The organism is Erysipelatoclostridium sp. AM42-17 (assembly GCF_003480255.1).
Lineage (GTDB): Bacteria > Bacillota_I > Bacilli_A > Erysipelotrichales > Coprobacillaceae > Faecalibacillus.
In genome coordinates this window covers 35,154-46,394 of sequence record NZ_QUIN01000020.1, presented here as the reverse complement: position 1 = coordinate 46,394, position 11,241 = coordinate 35,154, and the positions used below count along the sequence as shown (strand labels likewise).

Sequence of the window (11,241 nt, the reverse complement as noted above, 5' to 3'; positions counted from 1 at the left end):
CAACAACTTTATATGAATATGTTCCAGCGTCTAATCCTGTTTCTTCATAACTGTTTGTATCGACTGTTGCTACTTCTTCATATTGTCCTTCAGCATTTGCTTTTAAGATTTGATATTTTGAAGCATGTTCTACTTTATCCCATGTTAATTTAACAGTATTTTTTGTTACTGCTACTTTTGGTGTTACTGCTTCTAATTGTTTTGTAACTTTATAAACATCACTTTCTACAGCATCACTTGATCCATAGTTCCCTGTTCCCTTAGCGATAACTTTATATTGATGTGTTCCTGGTGTCATTGTTTCTTCAAAGCTTGTTTGATTTGTTTCTAACACAAGTTTATATTCTCCATTGTTATCTTTACGGTAGACTTCATAACCACTTGCATGTTCTACTGCTTGCCAGCTTAGTTTTGCTTTATTTCCTTCTTGTTTTGCATCTAATACCACTGATGCCAATTTTTCTACTTTGACTGTAGCTTCTACAGCTTCACTTTCTTTTGATGTTGTATAAATTTCATCTCCTAAAACAACAACTTTATATGAATATGTTCCAGCGTCTAATCCTGTTTCTTCATAACTGTTTGTATCGACTGTTGCTACTTCTTCATATTGTCCTTCAGCATTTGCTTTTAAGATTTGATATTTTGAAGCATGTTCTACTTTATCCCATGTTAATTTAACAGTATTTTTTGTTACTGTTGCTTTTGGTGTTGCTGCTTCTAATTGTTTTGTTATTCTTGTAGATACTTCATTGCTATCTGTAGAATCTGCGTAGAATTCACTTCCTTTAGCAACTAATTTGTAACTATAATCTCCTGGATCTAAGTTTTTATCTTGATATGATAATTGATCAGTTGTTGCTATTTTTTGATATTCACCATTATTTTGTTTACGATATAATTCATAATTTGTTGCATTTTCAATAGCATTCCATGAAAGAGTTACATTATTATCATCTGTTGTTTTGTTTAATACTGGTGATTCTAATGAACCCATGACAGTTAAGCTAAATGTTCTTGAAATAGTACCAGATGACACAGTGATTGTAGCTTTTCCTGGTTTTAAAGTATGAACAACTCCATTAGTTACAGTAGCAACATCTGGATTATCACTACTCCATGATAATGTACTTGGATCTAATGTTGTTTTTACTTGAATTGTATAATCTTGATTTACACCTACTGTTGCAGAAGTTACATCTAAATCAATAGCAGTTGGTGCAGAAACTTTAATAGATTGTGCTCTACTTAAATCACTATCTAAATAATCAGCATCTCCACTACATGCTTGAACTTTATAGTAATATTTTCCATCAGTTAATTGATCAATAGAATAATGTGTATCTGTGATTGGTGCTTCATTAACTTTAGTATATTCACCATCTGCCTTATCACTTACATAAACATTATAATGATCTGCAAATTCAATAGCATCCCATGATAAATCTACACTATTATAAACTTTTTGGTCTAATGTTAATGAAGGTTTACTGATTTTTCCTGTTACTTTTACTTTAACTTCATATGTTTTGTTGTTAGCGGCAATAGCTGTAATTGTTGCTTCACCTAATTTTTTAGCTGTAACAACACCTTTAGCATTAACTGTTGCAACTTCTTCATTAGAAGATTTGAATGTAATAGATTGATCAGTTGCATTTGCTGGATAGAATACATAATTTAATTGTAACTTATCTTTTAAAGCAATTTTACTTTCTTGAGGTCCAACTAAGATATGATCCAATTCAATTGGTTCAACATATCCTGCCTTCATCGAATATAATGAAGCTGCCCAATCAGTACCTCTTTGATCACAACGTACTTTAACATAACGTGCATTCACTGTAGCAAAGCTTGCTGTATCATCTCCTACATGTCCTTGATCAGTAGAATAAACATCATCCCAAGATGAAGCATCATTAGATACTTGGATTGTATAAGCTTTGGCATAAGCTCCTTCCCAATTAAACTTAACTTCATTAATATCTTTAGCTTCACCTAAATCTATATAAATCCATTCATTTTGGTCATTTCCATCAGCTTGCCAACGATCTTCATCTTTTAATACTTTTATAGCATCTTGAGTATTTGTTGAAGCAACAGCATCAACACCATTATAAATAGTTTCTTTAGCTTCTTCATCTCTAGATGAACCTACTGTATAGACTTGTAATTCTTTAACATTGATTGAACCTTCAACATTATAATCAACTTTAATATAACGTGCATCAACTGCATCAAATGATAAATCAATGTTTTTATCTAAATTAGATGAATCAATCTTTGTCCAATTTTCACCATCTGTTGAATAAGAAATCGTATATGTTCCTTGTCCAGCTTGTTCATGATCAAAAGTCATACGATCAATGTTATATGTTTTAGCTAAATCAAATGTAAATGAACCTTGTCCAGATAATGTTGTTGATGTATCCATATTGCCATCATGTAAATTATCATAAGTGTCTCCTTCATACATTGCATCAACACCTACGTTTTGTCCAAATGGTTGTGCGTCTGTTAAATTTCTTACTTCCATTTCACGTAAAGCATAACCATAACCTTGACCTAATTTAATACCTTGCATTCTTACATAACGTGCTTTAATTGTATCAAAGTTACAAACATCTGTTGCATCATCACTATTGTTATTTGCTTGATTATAAATATAAACTGTCTTCCAATTCTTTTCATCATCAGATACTTGAATTGCATATTTATTACCTGGTGCTGTATTGTTAACCCAATGTAATTTTACTTGATTAACATCCATAGAAGCACCTAAGTCAACATAACAATATTCTTTATTTCGATCTTCAACATTTCTAAAATCAGATGACCAAGTAGAATCAATATTTCCATCAACAAGATTCTGTTTACTATTTTCATTTTCTAAAGAAGAGACAACAACATTTTTGTTGTAAGCTAAGTTACCACTAATTAATTCATTAGTATCTGATGCACCTTTTTCACCAGCAAGTAATTCTTCTTCAATTTCTTCATCTTCTTTTACACTAAATTTAGGTGCTTTATCATATAAGTCTTCATCACCTATATCTACGCCATTATTAATGACATAATTTCCACTAACGGTATCAGAAGCAAGCATTCCTTTTTTAAATGCTTTAACTTTAATATTTGTATCTTTAGTAAGGGTTAACCCCGGAATATATAATTTAGATTTTTCTGTTGGTTCACTACCATCAGTAGTATATCTAAATTGAACACCCTTTGTACCACTTGCTATACTTAAGAATTGATTTCCTTGATATGTTCCTGATTTCAATGATAATTGTGGTTTTGATATCTTACGTGCTTCATAAACACCAATTTCATAAAGTGAATAAGTATAATCAGTACCAGCTTGGTTCATTTTAATACGGACATATCTTGCTTTTGTTGGATTAAAGATAGCTTCATCAAAATTACCATCACCATTTGTTTCAGTGTATACTGTTTTCCAACTTGTTTCATCATCTGGAGTATTAGAAACTTGAATTTCATATCCTTTAGCATATGCTGATTCCCAACTTAATTTAACTTTATTAATATCATATTCTTGTTGTAAATCTACATAAATCCATTGATCATCTTTTTGGGCTGCTTCCCATCTCGTTTTAGCATTATGATCAGTAGCGTTACTTGCTACATTACCATTTTCACTAGAAGCAACAACTGGTTTATTAGTAGCAAGATTAATACCTGTAGTAATACAATTTGTATCAATATTGATTTTTACAGAATTCATTGATGAGTTAATATAATCATCTTTAACTGCAATTGCTTTTATTGTTGTTGATTCACTTACAGCAATTCTTCCTTTATATACAGGAGAATTTGTTGTTGGCGTACTTCCATCAGTTGTATAGTGAATTGTTGCACCTTTAGTTTCAGATGAAATCTTGACATATTGAGTATCATCATATGTATCACTTTCAACAGAGAAAGTAGGTTTTTGTGTTTGTACAGCATCTTTTTGAGTAGGATCTAAACGCAATAATGATTGTGCAGCTATTGTTGCATTTCCTACTACTTTGTTTTCACTGTTTTTAAATGTAACTTCAATATCATGATCTGTAGGATTCCATACCATAGCTTGGTATTGTTTTTTACCATCAACTTCCTTGACATACACTGATGAAGAAACACCACCAGTAGCACAGATATCAGTCGTTCTTTGTCCTAAATCTTTCATATTATTTAAGAACCAGTATGTATTAAATCCTTCTGCTTGTGATTGTGTATCATGATTTAATTCTTGCATTGCACGATCACTGTCGCTTAATGATAAAAATGGTAAGAAGATATGTTGCCAAGAGTTAAGCGTATCTGGATAATCAGTTACTTCAGGATGCGCTGCTTTTTGTCCATTTGTATCATCAATAACACCTTGATAAATATTAGCAGCCGCCTTTTTATCTACACCATAGTAACTAATATATTCTCCTACTGGACACCAGTGAATACCATAAATATAAGTTGGATATCCACCAAAGAAAGTACCATAGAAATAACTACTTCCATAAGTTTGTCCAATAATCTTACTTGGCCAATCTTCAGGCCAACCACTATGATCTAAACCATCATTTGATTTACCATAATAATTAAACCAATAATGTTCTACAGCATTTAATTCTGTTGTAAATCCAAAGATAGCCGAGTCTCTCATCTTTTTATCTTCACGTTTAGTTGCCCATAAATAAGCACCTACCCAACCAAATAATGATTCACTTCCTGCTTCTTGGTTATTTCCATCATCATTATCAGCATATCCACCAGCCCATGAATGACCCTCATAAGGATCGAAACTACGATAACGACAGAACATATTATCATTTTTATCAGGACTTGCATAATCACGAACAATTAAATCAATCATTTCTTTATAATCTTGATAGAACTCATCATCATATGTTGCTAGTACTGAACATGCAAAGACAAAATATCCATAAGTAAAGTGGTGGTCAGAAATGTCTCTATTAGCCCCAAATTCACTATCTTTATAATATAAAGTTCCCCAGTTTTTATCATAGAAGAAGAATGCCTGATCACCTTCACCACTATATGTTAACCAATCAGTTAAGATTGTTTTCATTTTACCTAAGAACTTATCACGATATTCTGTATTACCCACTTGATCAGCAACAAGAACACCCATTCCTAAAGGATGTAGTGATTTCCCTTGCCAATAAGCATCAGATCCAACTAAGTTTCCTTGAGTTCCTTGATCTAAGTTATCTAAATAAGATAATAATTCATTTTCATCATATTCTCCATTTGTTGGTGCTGTAAATTCAGGTACCATTCCATAGAAAGTATCTTGCATTTTAAATGAATTTCCATCATATAATTTAAGATTTCCACGAGGTGAATCATAAATGATATTTAACTTTGTTAAGTCTTGATCACTTGCATATTTATCCCATTGATGAGGGAACATACATTGATAAGATTGATCAGTAAATCCATCACGTTTAACTTTTGTTGTTAAATTATAGCTTGATGTAATCTTAGATGTAGATTCATCAAAATCATATGCAACATTAGTATCTGTTACAAAGGCATAACCATGTAAGTAGAATTGATTCAATTGACTTGCATCTGTCATTGTTCCAATTGACATATAAGAATCATCATCTTTAATTGTAATCTTTAATCCTGTATCTGTCTTTTCAAATTGAGTATCAGCTGGAACATTGACATCATAATAGTTTGTTTTATCTCCAGTTACAGTTTTAATACCAATGTGGTCTGTTGTTATTTTCCCTTCTTCTGTTAAAATATCTCCTTTTTCATCGAAGAATATTGCTGTTACACCAGCTTGTTCATCATCATTAATATTTAAAGAGATTGTCTTTTTATCATGAAAATCAAAGTATGTATATGGTGAACCCTTAACAAAAGTATTAGACATTGATAAACCATTAGCATCATAGTAATTTACACTAACATGATAATCACCATAACCACTTACTTTGTTGTAAGCTTGACTATCATCAAAATCACTAGGTTCTACATAGAATGCCATTGTTGATTCTGATTTAGAGGCAGTAACTGCACCTTGTGTATAATCATCTGCTTTATTCCATTTAGATTTACTATATGTTAATAATCCTAAACCTTTAGTTGGTTCATATTTAACTTTTAAAGGTAATAAAGATAAAGCATTACCTGTTTCATTAATGACTAATGATTGCCACCAGTCATTAGAAGCTAATGGTTTATTCTTTAAATTATCTTCAATATATTCTGGATATCTTGCTTGATTAGCAAAGTAGATATCATTTGAATTATAAGTTGCTTTTGAATTTTTAACTGAAACAACTTCTTTTTTAGGAAGATCTGGAATAGTATGTGTCACATCTTTTTCATCTTCCATTTGTCTAAAGATTTCTAATTCTTTAATCGCAATATAAGCATCTCTAAATTTGCTTCTACATAAAACACGAACATAACGTCCTGTAGCAGTTAATCTTATCTTTTGTTTTTTATTGTTACCTCTTAATTGACGATATACTGTTTGCCAATTTTGACCATCATTAGATACTTGAAGATCATAAATTGTTGCGGCTGCTTCACCATCATAAGTAATGTTAACTTGCCCGATTTTATATAATCCTTGTAAATCTACTGAGATCCATTGAGGTGTATTTTCTTTAAAATAAGAACTATCATTTCCTGAACGCCATCTAGATGACATATTCCCATCAACCGCATTTTTAGCGTCTGGTGTTTCCCCCGGTTTGATATTTCCGTTTTCATCTTTCATCCACCATTCATCTAATAATGATGAAGCTTGAACTGGTTTATTTTGTGCTAAATTGACTTTATATAAGCCATTAAAACCATAAACTTGGAATTCAAATAATGAAACACCATAAGCTATCATTGCTCTTTTTGAAGCATAAATTCTTACAAAACGCGCTGTAACTTGATCAAAATCAAAATCAATTTTTCCAGCTTTACCATCAGTTACTTCTTTTATATTTGTCCAAGAATCATCATCATCTGATATTTGGATTTGATATTCACTGGCACAGGCACCTTCCCAATTCAAATGAATTTTAGTGATTTTTGTTTCTTTCTTTAAATCAATTTTAATCCATTCTGCTTTGTCTCCACGCCAATCACTTTCCCAACGCGTATCATCACTTCCATCTGTCGCTAAATCACCTGTTGCATCACCACGAACTGAACTGACTGTCACTTCTTTATTTGATGACACTAAATAAGGATCGTTACTTTCAGTAATAACATCTTGTTGTTGAGCCATGATTGCACTAGGTCTAAACATAGATAACCCAGTAATTGGCTCTGCTGCCATATTAAGTGCTAGAAAACACGCTGCATATTTACTTATTGTTTTCTTTTTCTTCAATTTCTTTCTCCCCTCTACTTATTTCTTCCTCTACATTATCACATCCTTATTTATTCCTACATTGTTTAGTCACTTCTTGTAACGTGTTACATTTTATGTAACGGATTGTATACAAAAAGAATCAGGATAATCCTGATTCTATAATTTCATCAATGATTTCATTGATTGTTTTTTTTGTTGTATCTATTTTTATGGTATTTAATTGATTATATAAAGGTATTCTTTCTACACTACGTAAAAGAATACTTTCTTCTCTTTTACCTTCTTGAATATCTTTTAATAACCTTTGTTTAAGTGTGCTTTCATCACAAACCAATGATATAGGTATAATTTGACATTCTTTTAAATCTAAACGCTTTATGATATCATCAATAATACTTTGTTGATGCATAACCCAACAAAAAATAATATTTTCATAGACACTACAATGAATAAAATTATTAAGTACATAACAAATATTATCTAACACCATGTTTTTTGTTTCATTAGTCACACAAAAGGGATGACTATTCCAACACCAATCACCATCTAAAAAGACACTGCAATCCAAGTTTTTCTTCAGTTCTTGACAAATTGTTGTTTTACCCACTCCCATTGTGCCACCAATTAAATATAGTTTTTTCATTTTTTTATCTCTTTTCTATGCTATTTTGGTTTTTAGTTTTCTGCCTATTGTAAACCACATTGTGATGTAACAAGCTCCACCACCTATAAAATTGCTTACTGCTTCGGCAATAAAGACACCATTAATACCAATAAATTTGGGCAAAATAATAGTTAAAGGAGCAACGATAATGACTTTTCTAAAAATTGAAAAGAAAATAGCCTGTTTTGATTTTCCAAGACCGACCGCCGTGGCTTGACCAACCATTTGAAAAGCCATCATAAAAAAACCAAAGAAATATAAATGTAAAGCAGTCGTTCCATAAGTCAGCATTTTTTGATTATGGGTAAAAATATGAATAAAGATTTCTGGAAATAAAGTAATAATAAGCCAGATAAATAACATCATTAAAAAAGCAACAATCGTAACAAATTGAATACCATATAAGACACGTTTATACTCTTTTGCTCCATAATTATAACCTAATACAGGTTGACAGGCATTAGCCATTCCTTGACCAGGTAATTGCGCTATTTCACGAATAGAGTTAATGATAGTCATAATTGCTACATATAAATCACCGCCATAACTTTGTAATGTTGAATTACATACAATAGTAACAATTGAATTCGTCATTCCCATCATAAAACCTGCTGTTCCAAGTGAAAAAATACGTTTAACATATTTAAAGTTAAGTTTAAAATATTTCTTTTTTAATTTAAGAATTGTTTTCTTTCCCGTTAAAAACTGCAAAGTCCATAAAGCAGAAATAAACTGAGAAATAACAGTAGCTAATGCTGCCCCTTTTACATTCATATTGAAAACAAAGATAAAAAGAGGATCCAAAATTATATTTAAAATAGCTCCTATTAATACTGTCATCATTCCAGTTTTAGCAAACCCCTGAGCATTAATAAAACTATTCATTCCTAATCCAATTAAAACAAAAACTGTTCCTATTAAATAAATCGTTAAATAATCTAAAGCATAACTTATAGTATGTTGACTGGCACCAAAGGCCCATAGAATATCTTTTCTAAAAACAAAACCAATAAGCGTAAGTAAAATGCCAAAAATAACAAGTAACGCAAAAGAATTTCCCATAATTTCTTCTGCCTCATCATTTTTCCCTTGTCCTCTAGCAATCGAACACAAAGGCGAACCACCCATACCAAATAAATTAGCAAATGCCATCACTATTGAAATAATCGGTAAACAAATACCAAGTCCTCCCATAGCAAGCGTGGCTACATGAGGAATTCGCCCTATATAAATACGATCAATAATGTTATAAAGAACATTAATCAATTGCGCAACAATCATCGGTCCAGCTATGGACATAATATGATGAGGAATACTCCCTACAGCAAAGTTATTTTTTGTTTCCATCATCATCACTTCTTTCTAATGATTGATTAATTTCTTTAAATAAATTTAACAATTCTTGTTGTTTTTTTAAAGAGAGATTTTTCAAAATAAGTTGGTTTTTTTCTTTACAAATTTGATTAACTTGTTTAGCTTTCTCTTTACCTAAATCAGTAAGATATATTTGAATAGAGCGCTTATCATGATTTAAACTTTTCTTTTCAATATAATTCATTTTTTGCATCTTATTTAATAAAGTTGTCGTCGTTGACTTATCAATAATACAGTTTATTCCTATTTCTTTAGGTGTTAATGGACCATACTCATATAGACATTGCAAAACTTTACTTTGTCCTGGTAAGACATTTATTTTTATGGTTTCTTGGTTGATGAGTCTTTTTTGCTGATTAAAACATTTTAATAATTGATAATGAAATTGATTTTCTAACATAGCGCCCTCCTATATAGTTTGAATACAAACTATATTTTATACCTTTTCATATCAATTTCAAGAAAAAATAGTAACGATAATATCGTTACTATTTTTCATAATCTATTTTTAACCTATATAAAACAATCATTGTCAATACGATGCTTGATATGATCAGAACAACAAACCATGTATAAACATTATTCATAGTATCTCCTGTTTTGACTGCTTTCTTTTTTGTGTCAATCGAATGATTCGTTATATTGTTTGAATTTTGATTAGTAGTTGTTATTTTACTAGCAAGAGCATAATTTGAAAAGCTTGATGTTTCAAAAGTAATACTGTGGTCATAAGGATTATATGTTGTTGGAATTGTTTCATAGCTGCCATCATGCTTTTCGTGTACCACTATCATTTCATTACCATTAATATTGTTTTGTAATTGAAGTGAAATAGTTGCATTCTTTTGTAAATTCTTCAATTCATTTTGCCAAACTTCATCCTTGGTACCTTTATAAATGACTTGATTTAAATTGATATCTAAATATGATGAAATTTGATAGCCTGAAATTGACTTTTGAAAATTTGATTTTTGATTATCAGATAATGATGTATCATTAACTGATAAGACAACTGAACCGGTATCAATCTCTGAATTATCAATTTGTATTGTACCACTTTTTACTTCATTCGATAGCGTTTTAACCTGATCGTCTACTTTTGTAAAGATACCGCTAATATGAACATTCGTATCAGGCATTGTATAAGTAAATATAGATTGTTCTTGACTAGCTATCAATTCTTGATCATTGATTTTAATGGTTGTTAGTTGATACCCGTAATCAGGTTTCAATTTTAAAATTACTTTTGATCCGGGAATAATACTTGCCCAACCGTTATTCTTATTTAAGTCTTGTTTTACATCATTTAATCCTACTGAACTTCCATTTTCATCTTTGATATCAATAATTTCAATACTCCCATTTTTTAATAATTCATCATCATGTAAATCAGGATTATTTGTTTTATTACTATCCCATATTAATGTTCTAGGTATATGTGTTTCATCTTGTCTTTTTGTTACAACGATAGTGTAGTTACTTGCAGGATCAACTTCAAATGACACCTCATCTCGAACATCTTCATTTATGGTCATATTTTGACCATTGATTGTCACGCTTCCAATATTACCTGCACCAAAATCTAATTGAATTTTGATTACGTTATGAATTTGTCCTGAAGCATATCCTTTTGCTGTGCCTTGAATATGTGGTGCTGGTCCACCTTGAACTCGCTGATCATTTAAAAATATGTCCATAGCAAAGCCATCGAATGTAGCATCGATTTCAATATCATCTGGATAATCATTTTCAGCAAAAACAGAAACAGGTAACATTGTAAATATCATACATAATGATAATATCCACCCCATCACTCTACATCTTTTATTTTTTTTGTTCTTCATTTTTT

The 11,241-nt window shown here is 30.8% G+C and carries 5 protein-coding genes; all 5 read right to left on the bottom strand.

The window, feature by feature from the left end; all coding sequences use genetic code 11:
• On the bottom strand, nt 1-7,372 hold a 7,372-nt coding region (locus tag DW911_RS08290), incomplete at its 3' end, for a discoidin domain-containing protein (RefSeq protein WP_199669466.1).
• 121 nt (nt 7,373-7,493) lie between these two features.
• Complete coding sequence (locus DW911_RS08285; RefSeq protein ID WP_118433235.1) at nt 7,494-7,997, bottom strand: AAA family ATPase; 504 nt, start codon at nt 7,995-7,997, stop codon at nt 7,494-7,496.
• Between the two features lie 15 nt (nt 7,998-8,012).
• On the bottom strand, nt 8,013-9,368 hold the full coding sequence (locus DW911_RS08280; RefSeq protein ID WP_118607698.1) for an MATE family efflux transporter: 1,356 nt from the start codon (nt 9,366-9,368) through the stop codon (nt 8,013-8,015).
• Nucleotides 9,349-9,792: a MarR family winged helix-turn-helix transcriptional regulator gene (locus DW911_RS08275; protein ID WP_118433231.1), complete on the bottom strand. Its 444-nt coding sequence runs from the start codon at nt 9,790-9,792 to the stop codon at nt 9,349-9,351. The genes DW911_RS08280 and DW911_RS08275 overlap by 20 nt, the downstream gene beginning before the upstream one ends.
• Before the next feature lie 88 nt (nt 9,793-9,880).
• On the bottom strand, nt 9,881-11,236 hold the full coding sequence (locus DW911_RS08270; RefSeq protein WP_118433229.1) for an InlB B-repeat-containing protein: 1,356 nt from the start codon (nt 11,234-11,236) through the stop codon (nt 9,881-9,883).
• Nucleotides 11,237-11,241: the final 5 nt, after the last annotated feature.